The 17,747-nt window shown below is 68.4% G+C and carries 14 protein-coding genes and 2 tRNA genes; 3 read left to right on the plus strand and 13 right to left on the minus strand.

Features of this window, described 5'->3' with window-relative positions; all coding sequences use genetic code 11:
• Positions 1-44: 44 nt before the first annotated feature.
• The gene (gene pknB, locus ACIP6W_RS05505) at positions 45-1,877 is read left to right on the plus strand and encodes a Stk1 family PASTA domain-containing Ser/Thr kinase (protein WP_307810413.1); all 1,833 of its coding nucleotides are present in this window, start codon (positions 45-47) and stop codon (positions 1,875-1,877) included.
• A gap of 124 nt (positions 1,878-2,001) precedes the next feature.
• Here pknB and ACIP6W_RS05510 read toward each other — a convergent pair whose 3' ends face one another.
• Positions 2,002-2,646, minus strand: a complete 645-nt coding sequence (locus tag ACIP6W_RS05510; RefSeq protein ID WP_066651138.1) for an aminodeoxychorismate/anthranilate synthase component II — start codon at positions 2,644-2,646, stop codon at positions 2,002-2,004.
• Positions 2,647-2,728: 82 nt separating this feature from the next.
• On the opposite strand from ACIP6W_RS05510, the gene ACIP6W_RS05515 reads away from it, so the two are divergent.
• Entirely contained in the window at positions 2,729-2,983 is a 255-nt protein-coding gene (locus ACIP6W_RS05515) for a cell division protein CrgA (RefSeq protein WP_022907010.1), read from the plus strand.
• Positions 2,984-3,392: 409 nt separating this feature from the next.
• Here ACIP6W_RS05515 and ACIP6W_RS05520 read toward each other — a convergent pair whose 3' ends face one another.
• Both ACIP6W_RS05520 and ACIP6W_RS05525 read right to left on the minus strand, forming a co-directional pair.
• Positions 3,393-4,259 carry a rhomboid family intramembrane serine protease gene (locus tag ACIP6W_RS05520; protein WP_066651137.1) on the minus strand — a complete coding sequence of 289 codons (867 nt, stop codon included), beginning with the start codon at positions 4,257-4,259 and terminating at the stop codon, positions 3,393-3,395.
• Positions 4,260-4,264: 5 nt separating this feature from the next.
• Positions 4,265-4,804 carry a peptidylprolyl isomerase gene (locus tag ACIP6W_RS05525; protein ID WP_066651135.1) on the minus strand — a complete coding sequence of 180 codons (540 nt, stop codon included), beginning with the start codon at positions 4,802-4,804 and terminating at the stop codon, positions 4,265-4,267.
• A 116-nt stretch (positions 4,805-4,920) separates the two neighbouring features.
• On the opposite strand from ACIP6W_RS05525, the gene ACIP6W_RS05530 reads away from it, so the two are divergent.
• A complete protein-coding gene (locus ACIP6W_RS05530; RefSeq protein WP_066651134.1) occupies positions 4,921-5,496 on the plus strand; it encodes a hypothetical protein in 576 nt (191 codons plus the stop codon).
• A gap of 751 nt (positions 5,497-6,247) precedes the next feature.
• Here ACIP6W_RS05530 and ACIP6W_RS05535 read toward each other — a convergent pair.
• The 10 genes from ACIP6W_RS05535 to dnaA all read right to left on the minus strand — a co-directional run bounded on the left by ACIP6W_RS05535 (position 6,248) and on the right by dnaA (position 17,695).
• Positions 6,248-6,320: transfer RNA gene (locus ACIP6W_RS05535), tRNA-Ala, on the minus strand.
• 32 nt (positions 6,321-6,352) lie between these two features.
• A tRNA-Ile gene (locus ACIP6W_RS05540) sits at positions 6,353-6,429 on the minus strand.
• A gap of 76 nt (positions 6,430-6,505) precedes the next feature.
• Entirely contained in the window at positions 6,506-6,913 is a 408-nt protein-coding gene (locus tag ACIP6W_RS05545) for a DUF3566 domain-containing protein (RefSeq protein ID WP_066651132.1), read from the minus strand.
• A complete protein-coding gene (gene gyrA / locus ACIP6W_RS05550; RefSeq protein ID WP_066651131.1) occupies positions 6,906-9,569 on the minus strand; it encodes a DNA gyrase subunit A in 2,664 nt (887 codons plus the stop codon). Before gyrA ends, ACIP6W_RS05545 begins: the two co-directional genes overlap by 8 nt.
• A 131-nt stretch (positions 9,570-9,700) precedes the next feature.
• The gene (gene gyrB / locus ACIP6W_RS05555; protein WP_245172033.1) at positions 9,701-11,710 is read right to left on the minus strand and encodes a DNA topoisomerase (ATP-hydrolyzing) subunit B; all 2,010 of its coding nucleotides are present in this window, start codon (positions 11,708-11,710) and stop codon (positions 9,701-9,703) included.
• A gap of 133 nt (positions 11,711-11,843) precedes the next feature.
• Complete coding sequence (locus ACIP6W_RS05560) at positions 11,844-12,344, minus strand: DUF721 domain-containing protein (RefSeq protein WP_066651128.1); 501 nt, start codon at positions 12,342-12,344, stop codon at positions 11,844-11,846.
• On the minus strand, positions 12,344-13,522 hold the full coding sequence (gene recF / locus ACIP6W_RS05565) for a DNA replication/repair protein RecF (protein WP_400428614.1): 1,179 nt from the start codon (positions 13,520-13,522) through the stop codon (positions 12,344-12,346). The genes ACIP6W_RS05560 and recF overlap by 1 nt, the downstream gene beginning before the upstream one ends.
• Positions 13,523-13,555: 33 nt before the next feature.
• Positions 13,556-14,443: a phosphogluconate dehydrogenase (NAD(+)-dependent, decarboxylating) gene (gene gnd / locus ACIP6W_RS05570; RefSeq protein WP_066651124.1), complete on the minus strand. Its 888-nt coding sequence runs from the start codon at positions 14,441-14,443 to the stop codon at positions 13,556-13,558.
• 69 nt (positions 14,444-14,512) lie between these two features.
• Positions 14,513-15,658 (minus strand): DNA polymerase III subunit beta, encoded by a 1,146-nt coding sequence (gene dnaN / locus ACIP6W_RS05575; protein ID WP_066651122.1) that lies wholly within the window; start codon positions 15,656-15,658, stop codon positions 14,513-14,515.
• Between the two features lie 570 nt (positions 15,659-16,228).
• A complete protein-coding gene (gene dnaA / locus ACIP6W_RS05580) occupies positions 16,229-17,695 on the minus strand; it encodes a chromosomal replication initiator protein DnaA (RefSeq protein ID WP_066651121.1) in 1,467 nt (488 codons plus the stop codon).
• Positions 17,696-17,747 lie beyond the last annotated feature (52 nt).

A 17,747-nucleotide genomic window follows, 5' to 3' on the forward strand; every position in this document is an offset into this window, starting at 1 on the left:
AACCCCTGCCGTACACTTGCCCGGACGAACATTCGGAGGAGTACGTGCCAGAAGGTGTGACCGCGGGGATCACGCTCCTCGCCGACCGCTACGAGATCGGTGACGTCATCGGTCGTGGGGGCATGGCGACGGTGCACGTGGGCACCGACACGCGACTCGGTCGCAAGGTGGCGGTGAAGCTCCTCAAGCCGAGCCTCGCCACGGACCCGACCTTCCGGATCCGCTTCCGGCAGGAGGCCCAGGCGGCGGCCCGCATGGCGCACCCGACGATCGTGCGCGTCTACGACGCGGGCGAGGAGACGGTCACCGAGCCCTCCGGCGCCCAGGTCCAGGTGCCCTACATCGTCATGGAGCACGTCGACGGTCGCGCACTCTCCGACGTGCTCGACGACGGCCCGCTCGACCCGGCCGAGGCGGTCCGCATCACCGAGGGGATCCTCACCGCCCTCGAGTACTCGCACCGCGCCGGCGTGGTGCACCGCGACATCAAGCCCGCGAACGTCATGGTGACGCACAGCGGCCAGGTCAAGGTGATGGACTTCGGCATCGCCCGTGCCATCACCGACACGTCCGCGACGGTCGCGCAGACGACCTCGATCCTCGGGACGGCCTCGTACTTCTCGCCGGAGCAGGCCCGCGGTGAGACCGTCGACGCCCGGACCGACCTGTACTCGACCGGCGTGCTGCTCTTCGAGCTGCTCACCGGCCGCCCGCCCTTCGTCGGCGACTCCCCGGTGGCCGTGGCCTACCAGCACGTGAGCGAGCAGCCGGTCGCGCCCTCCACGCTCGTGCCCGAGGTGTCCCCGGCGCTCGACGCGGTGACGCTGCACGCCCTGGTGAAGGACCGCACCCGTCGGTTCCAGACCGCCGCGGACTTCCGGACCGACCTGCAGCAGGCCGCCGCCGGCAAGGTCCCGGTGTCCACGCGCACGCTCCAGCAGAACGCGGCACACGACGCGTCCACGATGCTCTTCGGCGTGAACCCCCGCACGACCTCGAACCCTGCCGTGGCGTTCCGCGAGCTCGACGACGACGCCGCTGACCACCGACCCCAGCGCACGCAGAACCGCCCTCCGGTCGCCTGGATCTGGCTCGGCATCATCCTCACCGCCGCCGTCATCGCGGGCGTGGTGTTCTTCGTCGCGAACCTGCAGCCCGGCAAGGCACCGGTGTCGTCGTCGGTGTCCGTACCGAACGTCGTCGGCGCCACGTGGGACTCGGCGCGGACCGAACTCGAGAAGCGAGACCTCAGCGCCGTCGAGGTCGGCGAGAACTCCGACGACGTCGCCAAGGACACGGTCATCCGCACCGAGCCCGGGGAGGGCACGAACGTCGCCCGCAAGCAGAGCATCCGCGTCGTCGTCTCCCTGGGACCGGAGCAGGTCGCCGTCCCGGACGTCGCCAACCAGACGCAGGACGCGGCGGAACAGGCCCTGAAGGACGCCGGGTTCGCGGTCGGAGCGATCAACAGCGACTACTCGAGCGACGTGCCCGAGGGCACCGTGATGAGCAGCGACCCGGGCAGCAGCACGCAGCTGACGAAGGGTTCCGTCGTCAACCTGACGGTCTCCAACGGCAAGGTGCAGATGCCGGACGTCACGCAGCAGCCGATCAGCGCCGCCAACGAGGCACTCGCGAACCTCGGGCTGAAGGTCGTGGCGTCCCCGACGTACACCTGCACGGGCAGCACCGTGGTGCAGCAGAGCGTGCCGCAGGGCGACGTCGCGCAGGGCAGCACCATCACGCTGACGTACTGCGCAGCCTCGGCACAGCGGCCGTCGCAGGCGCCGTCCGTCCCCGACCGGGGTGGCGACGACAGCGGCAGCGACGGTGGCGGCGGCAGCGGGACCGTCCAGGGCGGCGGCGCCGGACAGTAGTCCGTCCGTCACGTCGGCTGCGGCGGGCGTCCGTCCGTCGGCCTGGAGGCACGCGGCAGCATCCCCGCGGACGTCGCCTGCGCCGGTGGTCACCGGACGCGTCGGCGGTCGTACCGCTCCGGCGTCAGGACCGGTGTTCGGCGATCAGCGGGTTGAGCGCTGCGGCCCGCTCGGCAGCACCGGTCAGACCGGTGGTCTCGAGCCAGTTGCCGACCATCCGGTACCCGCCCTCGGTGAGGACGGACTCCGGGTGGAACTGCACGCCGTACACCGGGTGGTCACGATGCTGCACGCCCATGATCACCCCACCTGCGGTCCGCGCCGTGACGGTGAGCTCGTCGGGCACCGTCCCGTCGACGATCGCGAGCGAGTGGTACCGCGTGGCGGTGAACGGGTGCGGGACACCGGCGAAGAGCACGCTGTCGTCGTGGTCGACCTGCGAGGTCTTCCCGTGCATGAGTTCCTCGGCGTGGGTCACCGTGGCGCCCATGGCTTCAGCGATCGCCTGGTGCCCGAGGCACACGCCGAGCAGCGGGGTCTCGGCGTCGACGGCCGCACGCACGGTGGGGATCGAGACACCGGCGTCCGCGGGGGTGCCCGGCCCGGGCGAGAGCAGCACACCGTCGTAGTCGGCGATGCGCTCGGCGATCTCGTCCTCGGGGAACGCGTCGTTCCGGACGACGTCGGTGTCCGCACCGAGCTGCTGCAGGTAGCCGTTGAGCGTGTAGACGAAGCTGTCGTAGTTGTCGACGACGAGGATCTTGGTCATGGTCGGATCACCGTACTCGTGGGGGATGTGCGCGGGCTGCTGAGGGTCTTCCCACAGACGTGGTCACGGTAGGATACCGGCCATGGCCAAGGACAAGGACCGCACCAAGCCCGCCCGGAGGACCCGAGCCGACTCGGTCGACACGGCGGGCGACCAGCCCAACCCCGTGTGGTTCAAGCCGGTCATGTTCGGCTTCATGCTCATCGGGCTGGCCTGGGTCATCGTCTTCTACATCTCGAACACGACGCTGCCCGTACCGTCGCTCGGGTCGTGGAACATCCTGATCGGCTTCGGGATCATGTTCATCGGGTTCCTCATGACCACGCGGTGGCGCTGACCGCCGCCCAGCATCTCCCGACGCCCGTCGTACCGCCCGGTACGGCGGGCGTCGTCGTTCGCCCCGGCCCGTCCCCTCCCGGCCCGTCTCGGCCCGTCCTGTCCCGGCCCGTCTCGGCCCGGGTTCCTGCTCGCTGTCCACAAGCCCGACACCACCCCGACGCATCCGTCCACACCCGGGACCACGTTCTCCACAGTTGTCCACACTTTCCACACGACCATCCACACCATGGCCCCCGAGTTGTCCACAGGCCCGTCCACAGTGGGGATAATCACACCCGTGTAACTCACCGAGTTGTCCCCAACTGTGGAGAACTCACCGGACGGCTGTGGAAAGCGGCCTCCAGAGAGGCAGAACGCCCCGCCCCACACTGTGGTGGGACGGGGCGTCCTGAGCGGCGGCGGACTCGTCAGCCGATCGCGTAGCCACCGATGCTGATGTACGCGGCGCCGATCCCGGCCACGAGCAGGACCGCTTCGGCGACGAGGAGCCCGACCTGCAGGCCACGCTGCCGGACGTTCCGGGTCTTCGAGAAGACGAAGCCCGTGACGAACCCGAGCACGATGCCACCGACGTGGGCCTGCCACGAGATGTTGGTCCCGGGCAGGAAGCCGACGACGAGGTTGAGCCCCATGATGACGAGCAGCTGGACGGCGTTGTAGCCGAGGCTGCGCTGGATCACGAAGAACGCCGCGAACAGCCCGAAGATCGCACCCGAGGCACCGACCACCGGCGTACCGGGGGTCAGCAGGGACACCGCGAGGTCACCGCCGAGGCCCGCCAGGAAGTACAGCGCGACGAAACGCCACGTGCCGAGGAGGTTCTCGAGGATCCGCCCGAAGATGAACACCGCGAGCATGTTGAACCCGATGTGGAAGATCGACGAGTGGACGAACAGCCCCGTGACGAGGCGCCACGGCTGGGTCCCGACCAACGGCGTCCAGTAGCTGAGCCACTGGTTGACGACGTTGCCGGACAGCAGGTTCAGCAGCCAGATCACGACCGACACGGCGATGATCACCGTGGTCGCCTTCTGGTCCATCATCGCGAACCGACGACGGGCGACGGTCAGGCCGCCCGGGGCCCCGGAGGCACGACGGTTCGCCTGGAACTGCGCGCGCTGTTCACGCACGCACTCCGGGCAGTGCACGCCGACGGCCGCCGGCGTCTGGCACTCGGTGCAGATCGTCCGCCCGCACCGCTGGCACAGGATGAAGCTCTGCCGGTCCGGGTGCCGGTAGCAGTAGTTGTCCCGCCCCGGGGCCTGGTCGGTCACCGGGTTCAGACGTCCTCGACGTCGATGCTCTCGATGACGACGTCCTCGACGGGCTTGTCGCGACCGTCGGTCGGCACGCCCTCGATCGCGTCGACGACCGCGCGCGACTCGTCGTCGGCGACCTCACCGAAGATGGTGTGCTTGCCCTGCAGCCAGGGGGTCGCCACGGTCGTGATGAAGAACTGCGAGCCGTTCGTGCCGCGCCCGCCCTGGATGCCGGCGTTCGCCATCGCGAAGATGTACGGCTCCTGGAAGGTGAGCTCCGGGTGGATCTCGTCGTCGAAGCGGTAGCCCGGACCGCCGATGCCCTGACCGAGCGGGTCGCCGCCCTGGATCATGAAGTCCTTGATGATGCGGTGGAAGACGACACCGTCGTAGAGCTTGTCGGTCGAGACCTTGCCCGTGCCGGGGTGCGTCCACTCCTGCTTGCCGGTCGCGAGGTCGACGAAGTTCTTGACGGTCTTCGGGGCGTGGTTGCCGAACAGGTTGACGCGGATGTCGCCCTTGTTCGTGTGGATCGTTGCGACAGCGGTGTGCAGAGACATGTGTCGATTCTCGCATGCACTCCTGACGGTGACACGGATCACACAGCCGACGATCCGTGACCTGTCAGGGTGCTCGGTGGCAGGATGGGGTCACGCCGATCCGATGGAGGTACCAGATGACGACGATCGAGATCCCGCGCAAGCGTCGGAAGCAGATCAAGAAGCTCAAGGGCAAGACGGCCTCGCTCCTCGGCGAGCAGCGCAAGGTCCTCGAGCACGCGAACGCGATCCTCGCCGAGGCCCGCTCGCACGCTGCTGACGCAGCCCGCAAGGACATCGCCCCCCGCGTGCAGAACGCGATCGACAACGGGATCCGTCCCGCCGTCGCGACGGGCGTGCACGCAGCGACCTCGGCCGCGCACAGCGCGTCGCACCGCTTCCAGACCGAGGTCGTCCCCGGCCTCGTGGCGACCGCTGGTTCGGTGATGAGCGTGAAGGACCTCGCGAAGGACCCGCGCGTCAAGAAGATCGTGAAGGACGCCCAGAAGAAGGGCAAGAAGGCGAAGAAGGCCGCGGCGAAGTACACGCCGGGGCAGCAGAAGAAGGGCCTCGGGTTCGGTGGGGTCGCCCTCATCGTCGTCGGTGTGGTCGCCGTTGCCGGTGCCGCGTACGCCGCCTACCAGACGCTCCGCGCCGACGACGACCTGTGGGTCGCCGACGACGCCGACACGGCGGAGAAGCCCGCCGCCTGACCTCCCGGTTCGTACGAAGGGCCCCGGCACCGCGCCGGGGCCCTTCGTCGTCCCCGGCCGTCCCGCACGCCGCAGAACCTGCCCCGGCCCCGGCCCCGTGCCACCTGCCCCGAGCCCCGAGCCCCGAACGGGCGACATACGGCCCGCTCACCGCTGAGAATCGACGAGAAGAACCCTGTCGACGCCCCGCACGCGGCACGTCCTGCCCGCTCGACAGCCTCAGCCTCAGGCTCAGGCACAGCACCGGCCCCAGCCTCAGGCACAGGCCCGGCCTCAGCCCCAGCCACAGCCACAGACTGGAGGCACGCCCTCATTCCGTCAGCCGCTGATGCGCCGTCGCGCAACATGCCGCCGTCGCTCGCACAGGTGCCACGACATGCCGCGTCGAAGCACCACTGACGGCATGTCGTGCGCCAGCGCCGGGGCGAACGCCCGCAGCGGCAGCACCTCTCGCCCGAAGACAACGGAGGCGACCATCCCGCAGCGGCAGCACCTCACGCCCGAAGACAACCGAGGCGACCACCCCGCGCCGGCAGCACCTCACGCCCGAAGACAACCGAGACGACCACCCGCCAGCGGCAGCACCTCACGCCCGAAGACGACCGAGACGACCGAGACGACCGAGACGACCATCCCGCAGCGGCAACGCCCGGAAGAAGGCGACCATCGCGGAGCGGCGCGCCGGAGGCGCTGGCCAGCACAGAACGAAGCCCCTGCGAAGCGACGAAGTCGCGAGCAGGGGCTTCTCGAGTGGAGCCTGGGAGAATCGAACTCCCGACATCCTGCTTGCAAAGCAGGCGCTCTACCAACTGAGCTAAGGCCCCGTGAGGACCAGCGTACTGGTCCCGGTGGGAAGTGGTGGGGCTACAAGGACTTGAACCTTGGACCTCTTCGTTATCAGCGAAGCGCTCTAACCGCCTGAGCTATAGCCCCTCAGACCAGAAGAAAGCCTACCGTACCGATCTCGGAGAACGAAATCGAGGGGCGACTGCCGTCCGGCCCGGGTGTGTCAGTTGTTCGTGAAGCCCACGAGCAGGCCGCCCGTGATCCGCACACTGAGGTTGTAGAGGACGCTCACGATCGCGCCGAGCACGGTGCCGACGACCACGTTGAGGATGCCCACCACGACCGAGAACCCGAGGACCTGCCCGAGCGAGAACTGGTCCATGATCGAGTAGCTGTTCTGCCCGGTGACGTCCTTGAGCAGGGCGTCGATCTGGGTGAACACGCCGGTCTGGTTGAGGATGACCCAGACCAGCGCGGTCGCGACGATGATCACGATCGAACCGGCGAGCGCGATGAGGAAGCTCAGCTTCACCATCGACCAGAAGTCGAGGTACACCAGACGCAGGCGGACCTGCCGGGTACCGCTGGGACGTTTCGCCTTCTTCTGGAGCTTCTCGGCGACACTACTCATTGTTCGACTGGTCCTCTCCGGCCTCGTCCTCGACAGGCTCGGTGTCGGCGGGGTCGGCGGGTTCGGGGGCCGCTTCGTCAGGGCTCACCGTCTCCACCGGGCCCGCAGGCTCGATCTCGGGGTCGGCGTCGTCCTGGTCATCCAGGTTCCGCTCGCTGTTCCGGGCCACCGCGATGATCCGGTCGTTCTCCGCGAACCTCGCGAAGACCACACCCATCGTGTCGCGACCCTTGGCGGGCACCTCGGACACGGCAGACCTTACCACCTTGCCCGATTGCAGCACGACGAGCACCTCGTCGTCCTCGCCGACGATGAGCGCCCCCACGAGGTCGCCCCGATCGGCGGCCAGCTTGGCCACCTTGATGCCGAGACCACCGCGGCCCTGCACCCGGTACTGGTCGACCGAGGTGCGCTTGGCGTAGCCGCCCTCGGTCATCACCCACACGTAGCCGTCGTCCGACACCACACGTGCGGCGAGCAGTGCGTCGTCGCCGCGGAAGGACATGCCCTTCACGCCGGAGGTCGACCGGCCCATCGGACGGAGGGTGTCGTTGGTCGCGGTGAAGCGGAGCGACATGCCGTGCTTCGACACGAGCAGCAGGTCGTCGGTCTCGTCGACGAGCAGCGCCTGGCGGAGCTTGTCGCCCTCGCGGAGGTTGATCGCGATGATGCCGCCGGTGCGGTTGGTGTCGTACTCGGTCAGCGCGGTCTTCTTGACCAGACCCTGCTCGGTCGCGAGCACGAGGTACTGCGCCGCCTCGTAGTCGCGGATGTCGAGCACCTGCTGGATCTGCTCGTCGGGCTGCATGGCGAGCAGGTTGGCGACGTGCTGCCCCTTGGCGTCACGGCTCGCCTCCTGCAGCTCGTACGCCTTGGCGCGGTACACGCGACCCTGGTCGGTGAGGAAGAGCAGCCAGTGGTGGGTCGTCGTGACGAAGAAGTGCTCGACGATGTCGTCCGCGCGGAGCTGCGCACCCTTGACGCCGCGACCGCCGCGGTGCTGCGACCGGTAGTTGTCGCTCCGCGTGCGCTTGACGTACCCGCCGCGGGTGATGGTGACGACCATCTCCTCTTCCGGGATGAGGTCCTCGATGGACATGTCACCGTCGTAGCCGAGCATGATCTCGCTGCGACGGTCGTCCCCGAAGCGGTCGACGATCTCGGCGAGCTCGTCGCCGATGATCGTGCGCTGCCGGGTCTCCGACGCCAGGATGTCCTGGAAGTCGGCGATCTTGCGCTCGAGTTCCTCGGCCTCGTCGTGGATCTTCTGGCGCTCGAGGGCGGCCAGGCGGCGGAGCTGCAGCTCGAGGATCGCGCGTGCCTGGATCTCGTCGACGGACAGCAGGTCCATCAGGCCGGTCCGCGCCTCCTCGACGTCGGGCGACCGACGGATGAGCGCGATGACCTCGTCGAGGGCGTCGAGCGCCGCGAGGTAGCCGCGCAGGATGTGCGCGCGCTTCTCGGCCTCGCGGAGCCGGTACTGGGTACGGCGGACGATGACGTCGATCTGGTGGTCGACCCACGCCGAGATGAAGCCGTCGAGCGACAGCGTGCGCGGCACCCCGTCGACGATGGCGAGCATGTTCGCGCCGAAGTTCTCCTGCAGCTGCGTGTGCTTGTACAGGTTGTTGAGCACGACCTTCGCCACCGCGTCGCGCTTCAGCACGATGACCAGGCGCTGACCGGTGCGGCCGGAGGTCTCGTCGCGGATGTCCGCGATGCCGGCGAGCTTGCCGTCCTTCACGCCCTCGGCGATGCGGATCGCCAGGTTGTCCGGGTTCACCTGGTACGGCAGCTCGGTGACGACCAGGCACGTGCGACCCTGGATCTCCTCGACGTTGACGACCGCGCGCATCGTGATCGAGCCACGACCGGTGCGGTAGGCGTCCTGGATGCCCTTCGTGCCGAGGATCTGCGCGCCGGTCGGGAAGTCCGGGCCCTTGATCCGCTGCATGAGCGCGCCGAGGAGCTCCTCACGCGTCGCGTCCGGGTGTGCGAGCGCCCACTGGGCGCCCTCGGCGACCTCGCGCAGGTTGTGCGGGGGGATGTTCGTGGCCATGCCGACCGCGATGCCCACCGATCCGTTGACCAGCAGGTTCGGGAAGCGCGCCGGCAGGATCGACGGCTCCTGCGTGCGGCCGTCGTAGTTGTCCTGGAAGTCGACGGTGTCCTCGTCGATGTCCCGGACCATCTCCATGGCGAGCGGTGCCATCTTGGTCTCGGTGTACCGCGGGGCCGCGGCGCCGTCGTTGCCCGGGGACCCGAAGTTGCCCTGGCCGAGCGCGAGCGGGTACCGGAGCGACCACGGCTGCACGAGGCGGACGAGCGCGTCGTAGATCGCGCTGTCGCCGTGCGGGTGGAACTGGCCCATGACGTCACCGACGACGCGGGAGCACTTCGAGAACGCCCGGTCCGGCCGGTAGCCGCCGTCGAACATCGCGTAGATGACGCGGCGGTGGACCGGCTTCAGACCGTCACGGACCTCCGGCAGCGCACGTCCGACGATGACGGACATCGCGTAGTCGAGGTACGACCGCTGCATCTCGAGCTGCAGGTCGACCTGCGAGATGCGGTCGCCGGAGACCACGATGTCGCCTACCTCGCCGTGCACGATCTCGGGCTGCTCGTCGGCGCCGTTCTCGTTGTCGTCAGCCATGTGGCTTGGTCACCTTTCTGGTGGCCCTCCGGTCGTCGGCCGGGAGGCACTGGTTCCGTCGGTCGCGCCGGGCGCGACCACAGGGGGTCGGGACTGGTCGACGCGGCTGGCACCGCGCCTCCAGGCCGGTACTAGATGTCGAGGAAGCGGACGTCCTTGGCGTTCTGCTGGATGAACTGGCGTCGCGACTCGACGTCCTCACCCATCAGCGTCGCGAAGACGCTGTCGACCGCGGCGGCGTCCTCGAGCGTGACCTGCAGGAGCGTGCGGGTGTCCGGGTTCATCGTGGTGTCCCAGAGCTCCTTGTAGTCCATCTCGCCCAGACCCTTGTAGCGCTGGATCCCGTTGTCCTTCGGGATGCGCTTGCCGGCGGCGATGCCCGCCTGCATCAGGGCGTCGCGCTCCCGGTCGCTGAACACGTACTCGTGTGCCGCGTTCGACCACTTCAGGCGGTACAGCGGCGGCTGTGCGAGGTACACGTACCCGCGCTCGATGAGCGGACGCATGTAGCGGAAGAGCAGCGTGAGCAGCAGCGTCGTGATGTGCTGACCGTCCACGTCGGCATCGGCCATCAGCACGATCTTGTGGTACCGGGCCTTGTCCGGGTCGAAGTCCTCGCCGATGCCGGCGCCGAACGCCGTGATCATCGACTGGATCTCCTGGTTGGCCAGGGCGCGGTCGAGACGGGCCTTCTCGACGTTGAGGATCTTGCCGCGCAGCGGCAGGATCGCCTGGGTCATGGGGTTGCGACCCTGCACGGCGGAACCACCGGCGGAGTCACCCTCGACCATGAAGATCTCCGACAGCGTCGGGTCCTTCGACTGGCAGTCCTTGAGCTTGCCGGGCATGCCGCCCGACTCGAGCAGCCCCTTGCGCCGGGTGGTCTCGCGGGCCTTGCGGGCGGCGAGCCGGGCTTGCGACGCCTGGATCGCCTTCCGCACGACGTCGCGCGCCTGGGACGGGTTGCTCTCGAACCAGTGGGTGAGCTCGGTGCCGACGACGCGCTGCACGAACGACTTCGCCTCGGTGTTGCCGAGCTTGGTCTTCGTCTGGCCCTCGAACTGCGGCTCGCCGAGCTTCACGGAGATGACGGCGGTCAGCCCTTCGCGGATGTCGTCACCCGTGAGGTTGTCGTCCTTCTCCTTGATGATCTTGGTCTCGCGGGCGTACCGGTTGACCAGGCTCGTCAGGGCCGCACGGAAGCCCTCTTCGTGGGTGCCGCCCTCGTGCGTGTTGATCGTGTTCGCGAAGGTGTGGACGCTCTCCTGGTAGGAGGTGTTCCACTGCATGGCGATCTCGAGCGCGATCTTGCGCTCGGTGTCCTCGGCCTCGATCGCGATGACGTCGGGGTGGACGAGGTCGGCCTTCTTCTGCGCGTTGAGGTACTCGACGTAGTCGGGCAGCCCGCGCTCGTAGCGGAAGGAGTCACGGCGCGACTCCTCGCCCTCGTCCGGGGTGCGCTCGTCGGTGAGGTTGATGCGGAGGCCCTTGTTGAGGAAGGCCATCTGCTGGAAGCGCGTGCGCAGCGTCTCGTAGTCGAACTCGACGGTCTCGAAGATGTCGGCGTTCGGCCAGAACGTGATCGTGGTGCCGGTCACGTCGGTCTCCTCGTCCTTCGAGACGGGGGCGACCGGGACGCCGTCGGTGTAGCTCTGGCGCCAGACGTGGCCCTGGCGGCGGACCTCCACGTCGAGCTCGGAGCTCAGGGCGTTCACGACGGAGGAGCCCACGCCGTGCAGACCACCGGACACCGCGTACCCGCCGCCACCGAACTTGCCGCCGGCGTGCAGGACGGTGAGGACGACCTGGAGCGTCGAGACGCCCTCGGCCGCGTGGGTGTCGACCGGGATGCCACGGCCGTTGTCGACCACGCGGACGCCGCCGTCCTCGCGGATGGTGACGTCGATCGTGTCGCAGTAGCCGGCCAGTGCTTCGTCGACGGAGTTGTCGACGATCTCCTGCACCAGGTGGTGGAGACCGCGCGGACCCGTCGAGCCGATGTACATGCCCGGGCGCTTGCGGACCGCCTCGAGCCCCTCCAGCACCTGAATCTGGTCTGCGCCGTACGATGGTTCCGTCGGTGGAGCCTGCTCGGTCTCGTCCTGCGGGATCGTCCGGTCGTCGTCAGATTCTGATGCCATGTCGGGATTGCTCCTGCCTGCGCGCGGAACGCCCGCACACTGCACTCGCCAGTCTACCGCAGGAGCCCCTCTCCACGGGGCTCATCCGCCCGCTGGACGGGTGTTCTTCATCCCCGAGGACGATTTCGTCGCGTCAACCGTAGGTGTCGCGAGGACCACGCCCCTGGACGGTCCTGGGACCACGTTTCCAGGTGGGGACGTCCGGGCCGGAAACCCGGATCGACTGCACGCCCGCTCCCGGGTGCCGCTCGGCGATCGTCGTCGTCACGGTCGCGCGCATCAGACGGAGCTGCGTCGCCCACGCCGTCGAGTCGCAGCGGATGACGAGCGTGCCGTCGTCGATCGTCATCGGGCGCGAGTGCTTCGCGAGTTCGTCGCCCACCACGGCGGGCCAGTCGACGAAGAGCTCCGAGCGCGCCAACGGCTCCGACCACCCGAGTTCCTGGGCCAGCGCGCCGACCACGTCGCCGAGCCCCCGGGGTTCGCGACCCTTGCCGTACGGGACCGTGTCGGCGTCGAGCTCGCGGGACCGGCGACGTCGGGCGTCGACGGTGCGGAGGGACGGGTCGCCGAACACGGCGCGCAGGTGCCGGTACACCCGCGAGGGCTCGGAGGGCTTCCACGGCTTGGGCATCAGGCGCGAGCCTCGTCCGTCACGATCGTGCCCGCCTCGATCCGGACGGTGTGGGCGGCGAGCTGGTCGGGCACGTCCCCGAACACCGCGGCGGTGATGAGCACCTGCTCGTAGTCGGCGACCGCCCCCGCCAACCGTTCACGCCGTGACTCGTCGAGCTCGGCGAACACGTCGTCGAGGATGATGATCGGGTCGCCGAGCGTCGACTCCGCCCGGAGCACCGCGGCGCCGGCGAGCTTGATCGCGAGGGCGAACGACCACGACTCGCCGTGGCTGGCGTATCCGCGCGCAGGTAACCCGTTCAGCTGGAAGAGCACGTCGTCGCGGTGCGGTCCGACGAGGGTCAGTCCGCGGTCGAGTTCGTCCCGACGCCGACGCTCGAGCGCACCACGGAAGGCCTCGGCCGCAGCGGCGACGGACACCGGTTTGTCCGGCGTCCCGAGCACCGGGTCGGTCGCGGCAGCGTCCTCGGGGTCACCGCCGCGCACGCTGAGCACACCCGAGATGGTCGCCTCGTGCCGTTCGCCGGCGACCGTGGCGTAGGCCTCGGTGACGAACGGCGCGAGCCGACGGGTGAGGTGGTCGCGGGCCGCGATGATCTCGGAACCGAACGCGACGAGCCGGTCGTCCCAGACGTCCAGCGTCACGAGCGACCCGGACCGCGCACCGGTCGCCCGTGCCGACTTCAGCAGGGTGTTCCGCTGCTTGAGCGTCCGGTCGTAGTCGGCGAGCACGCCCTGCATCCGGGGTGCGATCTGGCCGAGCAGCTCGTCCAGCATGCGCCGACGGCCCGAGGGCTCACCGCGGACGAGGGCCAGGTCCTCGGGAGCGAAGAGCACGCTGGTGCAGTACCGCGGCAGTTCGCGGGGCTTGATCGCGGCCCGGTTGACCTGGGCGCGGTTCGACCCCGTGCGGTTGATCTGCACCTCGGCCAGGATGCTGCGGTCCTCGTGCGCCAGTCGAGCGCGCACGATCGCCGCGTCGCAGCCCTGGCGGACGAGGGCTGCGTCGGTCGGGACCCGGTGCGACCCGAGGGTCGACAGGTAGCCGATCGCCTCGACCAGGTTGGTCTTGCCCTGTCCGTTCCGCCCGACGAACAGGTTCGGCCCGCGTGCGAGGTCGACGTCCGCCTCCCGGTAGTTCCGGAAGTCGGTGAGTTGCAGGTGGTCGACGTGCACGCGGGCCGGGACGAGCTCAGGTGGTGACCTGAACTACGCCTTCTTCACGGCGTGACCGCCGAACTGGTTGCGCAGGGCCGCGACGGCCTTCATCGTCGGGGACGCGCTGCCCTGACGCGAGACGAAGCGCGCGAAGATCGACGCGGAGATGGTCGGCATCGGCACGGCGTGCTCGATGGCCTCCTCCACCGTCCAACGGCCCTCGCCGGAGTCGTCGACGTAACCCTCGATGGCGTCGAGCTTCGGGTCCTCGTTCAGCGCGAGGACCATCAGGTCGAGCAGCCAGGAGCGCACGACGGTGCCGCGCTGCCACCCGGCGAAGACCGCGGGGACGTCCTTGATGATGTCCTTGGCCTCGAGGAGCTCGTAGCCCTCGCCGTACGCCTGCATGATCGCGTACTCGATGCCGTTGTGGACCATCTTGGCGTAGTGACCTGCGCCGACGGGGCCGGCGTGCGAGAAGCCCTCCTCGCGGGGGCCCTCGGGGCGGAGTGCGTCGAAGACCGGCATGGCGAACTCGACGTCCTCGGGGGCGCCACCGACCATCAGGCCGTAGCCGTTGTCCTTGCCCCAGACACCGCCGGAGACACCGGCGTCCATGTACCGGATGCCCTTGGCGTCGAGCTGCTCGGCGTGGATCGTGTCGTCCAGCCACTTCGAGTTGCCACCGTCGATGACGAGGTCGCCCTCACCCAGGACGCCGGCGAGGTCCGTGATCACGTCGTCGGTGATCTTGCCGTGCGGGACCATGACCCACACGAGCTTCTTGCCCTCGGGCAGTGCGGCTGCCAGGGCGCCGAGGTCCGCGACGTCGGAGACGGCGGGGTTCGCGTCGTACCCGGTGACCTCGATGCCTGCGTTGCGGAGACGGGCACGCATGTTGTTGCCCATGCGACCGAGGCCGACAAGACCGATGTGCATGATTTCCTCTTCTGTTCGTCGTCGCGCTGGTGGCCAGAGGCGCGTCAGCGCAGTGGTACGGCTGTTGCGCTATCGCAGCAGGAGATTGGGCTGCAGCAGGTACCGGTATCCGTCCGTCGCCGCGGCCTCTTGCGAGGTCTGCCCGGTGATGAGCACCGGACCCGGCTTGTTGGGGTTCTCCGTCTTGGTGAAGGAGATGCGGACGAACTCGGAGTGCACCGCGTTCAACCCGTCCAGGAGGAAGGCGGGCTTCAGCGAGACCACCGTTTCCTCCCCGGTCAGCAACGCACTGATCGACTCTGACGCCTGCGCTTGTTCGGATCCGATCGCCTCGAGCGTGAGCCCGTCGACCGAGAAGGAGAACCGGAGCGCCGCTTCGCGCTCCAGGACGAGGGAGACCCGTCGGACGGCCTCGACGAGTTCGGCGGTGTTGATCACCGCGTGGTCGTTCACCGTCTCGGGGAAGAGCCGGCGGACCGGCGGGTAGTTGCCCTTGATGAGCAGCGAGGTCACGGTCTTGTCGTCGGCGTGGAACGCGATGAGCTCGCGGTCCGACGACCCGCTGATCGAGACCGACACCGTGGACGCCGACCCGAACGTGCGGCCGACCTCCTGCAAGGTGCGGGCGGGGACGAGCGCGTGCAGCGGGTCGGATCCGACACGACCGGAGTCCCACGCGATCGTGCGGACCGCGACGCGGTAGCGGTCGGTCGCGATGAGCGACAGGTCGTTGTCGCCGACCTCGAGCTGCACACCGGTGATGACCGGGGTGACGTCGTCGCGGCTCGCGGCGACGGCCACCTGGGACACGGCCTCGGAGAAGGCGTCGCCGGGGACGACCCCGGTCTGCTCACCGATCTCCGGCAGCGTCGGGTACTCCTCGACCGGCATGGACAGCAGCGTGAAGTGCGCCGATCCGCAGGTGACGGAGATCTTCGTGTCCTCGGTGGTGAAGGTCACCGGGGCGTTCGGCAGTCGGCTCGAGATGTCGTTGAGCAGACGGCCGGAGACGAGCACGGTGCCCGGTTCGTCGATCTGCGCCGTGATCGAGGTCTGCGCCGAGACCTCGTAGTCGAACGACGACAGCGTGAGCCGATCGCCCTCGGCGTGGATGAGGACTCCGGACAGGATCGGGAGGGTCGTGCGCTGTGGGAGGAGCTTCACCGCGAAGGAGACGGCTTCGGAGAAGACGTCCCGGTTGACCTCGAACTTCACAGCTGGGACCCCTGTCGATCGGTGCGGACTGTCCGGCCGCCCCATTGTGGCACAGCGGAGCAGGGCCCGGATTTCTTGTCATCCCGCCGTCCACAAGGTTGGCCCGCGGAACTTCATCGTTAACCAGGATCAATGGTGTTAACGCCTGTGCACAGTGTGGATAACTCTGTGCATCCCGCTTCTCCACAGGGAACTACACACGTGTGAGTTGTGAGTCCCGTGTTGGCAGCGTCTGGATGAACAAATCTCATCTATCCGCTTCCATCCCCAGTCTCCACAGGTGGGTACAGAACTGTGAACAACCGGACCGCGTGTCCTCCACAGTTATCCACAGGCTTTCCACACTGGGGGAAACTCGGCGCATGGAACCGTCTCAGATGGTGGATGCGCGCCGAGGCGGGCCGATCCGGGGCCGTGGGGCGGGCCTCCCGGTCGGACACCGGTGCGACGGATGTCGGGTCGAGGGGAGACGACGGACGGGAGGCACGGTGCCGTGTCGCACCGTGCCTCCCGTCCGTCAGCTGGTCGCGTCCGCGTCCTGCTCGCGTCCGCGTCCTGCTCGCGTCCGCGTCAGCGGTAGCGGCGGTCCTGCTTGATGCGGCTCGTCAGCTCGGTGACCTGGTTGTAGATCGACCGTCGTTCCTTCATCAGCTCGGTGATCTTCTTGTTCGCGTACATGACCGTGGTGTGGTCGCGGTTGCCGAACAGCTGCCCGATCTTCGGCAGCGACAGGCTCGTCATCTCACGGCACAGGTACATGGCGATCTGCCGCGCGGTCGCGATCGCCTGCGACCGGGACGAGCCGTACAGGTCGTCGACCGAGAGCTTGAAGTACTCCGCGGTGTGGTTGATGATGTCCGTCGGCGCGATCACGTTGTCGTCGTCGAGGGTGATCAGGTCCTTGAGGACCGTCTGCACCAGGGCCATGTCGACGGCCGTCCGGTTCAGGCTCGCGAACGCCGTGACGCGGATGAGCGTCCCCTCGAGCTCACGGATGTTGCTCGAGACCTTCGACGCCATGAACTCGAGGATGTCGTCGGGGACCTGCAGGTGGTCGGACTGCGCCTTCTTGCGCAGGATCGCGATGCGCGTCTCGAGGTCCGGCGCCTGCACGTCCGTGATGAGGCCCCACTCGAACCGCGAGCGCATCCGGTCCTCGAAGCCGGTCAGGTGCTTCGGCGCGACGTCCGACGTGATCACGACCTGCTTGTTGTGGTCGTGCAGCGTGTTGAACGTGTGGAAGAAGGCCTCCTGCGTGGAGTCCTTCCCCTGCAGGAACTGGATGTCGTCGATCAGCAGGATGTCGATGTCGCGGTAGCGCTGCTGGAACTGGTTCGACCGGTTGTTCGCGATCGAGTTGATGAAGTCGTTGGTGAACTCCTCGCTCGACACGTACCGGACACGGATGCCCGGGTAGAGGCTCTCGGCGTAGTGGCCGATCGCGTGGAGGAGGTGCGTCTTGCCGAGACCGGAGTCGCCGTAGATGAAGAGCGGGTTGTACGCCTTGGCCGGAGCTTCGGCGACCGCGACCGCGGCGGCGTGGGCGAAGCGGTTCGACGAGCCGATGACGAAGTTGTCGAAGTTGTACTTCGGGTTGAGTCGCGACTCGGGGCGACCGCCGGTGCCCGGGGAGTCGATCTGGCTCGGGACGAACGGTGCCTCGATGTACTGGCGGGGTGCCGCGCTCTGCTCCACCGGCGCCTGCACCGGCTCGGCGTACTCGGGGACGTGGCTCGGGACGACCGCCTCGACCCGCGGTTCCGACGCCATGTCCGGGTTCACCGTGATGGCGAAGTTCGCGACCGAGTCGTCACCGACCCGCGACACGGCCTCGGTGATCGGGACCCGGATCCGCTGCTCGAGCATGCCCCGTGTCAGGTCGTTGGGGACCTCGAGGTAGAGGGTGCCGGCGAGCACGCCCTTCGGTTCGACCAGGTTGAGGAAGCCGTGCAGCTGCGGGGTGATGCGGTCGTCCTCGGAGAGGAGGCCCAGGACGGAGGACCAGAGGTCCTCGACGGGGTCGGCCGGCATCGTCATTCGCGCTGGTCTCCTGGTCTGGTGTCGGTGTGCTGGTGTCGTGGCGCCGGTC

Source organism: Curtobacterium sp. NPDC088465 (genome assembly GCF_044753165.1).
Lineage (GTDB): Bacteria > Actinomycetota > Actinomycetes > Actinomycetales > Microbacteriaceae > Curtobacterium.

Coding starts and splice junctions, on each gene's coding strand:
- ACIP6W_RS05510 (WP_066651138.1), bottom strand. CDS start 2,646: ATGACCAAGATCCTCGTCGTCGACAACTACGACAGCTTCGTCTACACG.
- ACIP6W_RS05515 (WP_022907010.1), top strand. CDS start 2,729: ATGGCCAAGGACAAGGACCGCACCAAGCCCGCCCGGAGGACCCGAGCC.
- ACIP6W_RS05525 (WP_066651135.1), bottom strand. CDS start 4,804: ATGTCTCTGCACACCGCTGTCGCAACGATCCACACGAACAAGGGCGAC.
- ACIP6W_RS05530 (WP_066651134.1), top strand. CDS start 4,921: ATGACGACGATCGAGATCCCGCGCAAGCGTCGGAAGCAGATCAAGAAG.
- ACIP6W_RS05545 (WP_066651132.1), bottom strand. CDS start 6,913: ATGAGTAGTGTCGCCGAGAAGCTCCAGAAGAAGGCGAAACGTCCCAGC.
- gyrA (WP_066651131.1), bottom strand. CDS start 9,569: ATGGCTGACGACAACGAGAACGGCGCCGACGAGCAGCCCGAGATCGTG.
- gyrB (WP_245172033.1), bottom strand. CDS start 11,710: ATGGCATCAGAATCTGACGACGACCGGACGATCCCGCAGGACGAGACC.
- ACIP6W_RS05560 (WP_066651128.1), bottom strand. CDS start 12,344: ATGCCCAAGCCGTGGAAGCCCTCCGAGCCCTCGCGGGTGTACCGGCAC.
- gnd (WP_066651124.1), bottom strand. CDS start 14,443: ATGCACATCGGTCTTGTCGGCCTCGGTCGCATGGGCAACAACATGCGT.
- dnaA (WP_066651121.1), bottom strand. CDS start 17,695: ATGACGATGCCGGCCGACCCCGTCGAGGACCTCTGGTCCTCCGTCCTG.